The organism is Xanthomonas sp. SHU 166, from assembly GCF_000364685.1.
GTDB classification, from domain to species: Bacteria; Pseudomonadota; Gammaproteobacteria; order Xanthomonadales; family Xanthomonadaceae; genus Xanthomonas_A; species Xanthomonas_A sontii.
Genome location: NZ_AQOJ01000221.1, coordinates 1 through 2,188 on the forward strand (window position 1 = coordinate 1; position 2,188 = coordinate 2,188).

Consider the following 2,188-nt stretch of genomic DNA (forward strand, 5'->3'; position numbering starts at 1 on the left):
TTGCGCACGCGCTTCTCGGCGGGGGCGTCGGCGCTCCCGGGTTCGGACATGGTGTGATCGGACAAGTGGTGTTCCTCGCTAAGAGTGCGAGCGCCCAGCGTGGGGGCATACGGGGTTGGGAGGAGGTCTGGGAGAGAATCTTCCAGAGGGGGTGCGGTGTGCGAATGCCACCGGATGTATCGACACTATCACCGCCACGCAGGCACGGCAAGCAGGCGTTCGTGGGCGATTCAGCCGCCGGCGATGCTGCGCCGGCCGGGCTGCCGCGGCGCCGCTCCGGTTGCGGAGCGGACGCCGGCAGCGGGCGTCAGGCGGCGCTGCCGCCCAGGGTCTTGTCGATCATCTGGGTCAGCTGGCCCTTGCCGACCGCGCCGATCTGGGTGGCCTGGATCTGGCCGTTCTTGAACAGCAGCAGCATCGGGATCGAGCGCACGTGGTACTTGATCGCGGTGGCGCGGTTCTCGTCCACGTTGACCTTGGCGACCTTGAGGCGGCCGTCGTAGGCATCGGCGAGGTCGTCCAGCACGGGCGCGATCATCTTGCACGGGCCGCACCACTCGGCCCAGAAGTCCACCAGGACCGGCTCGTCGGACTGCAGCACCGTGGCATCGAAATCGGCGTCGCCGACGTAAAGGACCTTGTCGCTCACTTTGGGGGTTCTCCTGGGCCAATGCGACTGGCCGGACCGGGTGGCCGCCGCATTGCGGTAAACTGGGACATTGCGCGGCGATCTCAAGGGATTCCCCCTGTCGCGCGACCCGGCATGGAAGACGCCAGTGTGCGACGCTGCCGGGACCGATGCAAGCCGCGACCTTACGCTTCGGGCGGGGTGGCCTCACGAAGATGGAATGATGAGCGACAAACCGCTGACCGATGTGACTTTTTCCGCGTTCGACCTGCAGCCTGCGCTGCTCGCAGGCCTCGAAAGCGCCGGCTTCACCCGCTGCACCCCGATCCAGGCGCTGACCCTGCCGGTGGCCCTTCCGGGCCGCGACGTGGCCGGCCAGGCCCAGACCGGTACCGGCAAGACCCTGGCGTTCCTGGTGGCGGTGATGAACCGCCTGCTCAGCCGCCCGGCGCTGGCCGACCGCAAGCCGGAGGATCCGCGCGCGCTGATCCTGGCCCCGACCCGCGAACTGGCGATCCAGATTCACAAGGACGCGGTCAAGTTCGGCTCCGAGCTGGGCCTGCGCTTCGCCCTGGTCTACGGTGGCGTGGACTACGACAAGCAGCGCGAACTGCTGCAGCAGGGCGTGGACGTGATCATCGCCACCCCCGGCCGCCTGATCGACTACGTCAAGCAGCACAAGGTGGTGTCGCTGCACGCCTGCGAGATCTGCGTGCTCGACGAAGCCGACCGCATGTTCGACCTGGGCTTCATCAAGGACATCCGCTTCCTGCTGCGGCGCATGCCCGAGCGCGGTACCCGCCAGACCCTGCTGTTCTCGGCCACGCTCAGCCACCGCGTGCTGGAGCTGGCCTACGAGCACATGAACGAGCCGGAAAAGCTCGTCGTCGAGACCGAGAGCATCACCGCCGCGCGCGTGCGCCAGCGCATCTACTTCCCCTCCGACGAGGAGAAGCTGACCCTGCTGCTGGGCCTGCTGTCGCGCAGCGAGGGCGCGCGCACCATGGTGTTCGTCAACACCAAGGCGTTCGTCGAGCGCGTGGCGCGGGCGCTGGAGCGCAACGGCTACCGGGTCGGCGTGCTGTCCGGCGACGTGCCGCAGAAAAAGCGCGAGACCCTGCTCAACCGCTTCCAGAAGGGCCAGCTGGAGATCCTGGTGGCCACCGACGTGGCCGCGCGCGGCCTGCACATCGACGGGGTCAAGTACGTCTACAACTACGACCTGCCGTTCGACGCCGAGGACTACGTGCACCGCATCGGCCGCACCGCGCGGCTGGGCGAGGAGGGCGACGCGATCAGCTTCGCCTGCGAGCGCTACGCGATGAGCCTGCCGGACATCGAGGCCTACATCGAGCAGAAGATCCCGGTCGAGCCGGTCACCGCCGAGCTGCTGGTGGCGCTGCCGCGCACCCCGCGCGCACCGGTGGAGGGCGAGGCCGCTGAGGCCGATGGCGAGGAGAGCATCGGCGAGATCTTCCGCGAGGCCCGCGCCCAGCGCGAGGCCGACGAACAGCGGCGTGGCGGCGGGCGCGGCAAGCCCGGCGGCGGTCGCAGCGGCCC

At 68.9% G+C, this 2,188-nt stretch carries 2 protein-coding genes; one reads left to right on the forward strand and one right to left on the reverse strand.

Annotated elements, in window-relative coordinates; translation table 11 throughout:
- Positions 1-307: 307 nt before the first annotated feature.
- The gene (gene trxA / locus D180_RS07340) at positions 308-649 is read right to left on the reverse strand and encodes a thioredoxin TrxA (RefSeq protein ID WP_017908556.1); all 342 of its coding nucleotides are present in this window, start codon (positions 647-649) and stop codon (positions 308-310) included.
- Between the two features lie 202 nt (positions 650-851).
- On the opposite strand from trxA, the gene rhlB reads away from it, so the two are divergent.
- The coding region (gene rhlB, locus D180_RS07345; RefSeq protein WP_043090608.1) for an ATP-dependent RNA helicase RhlB at positions 852-2,188 on the forward strand (1,337 nt) is incomplete at its 3' end.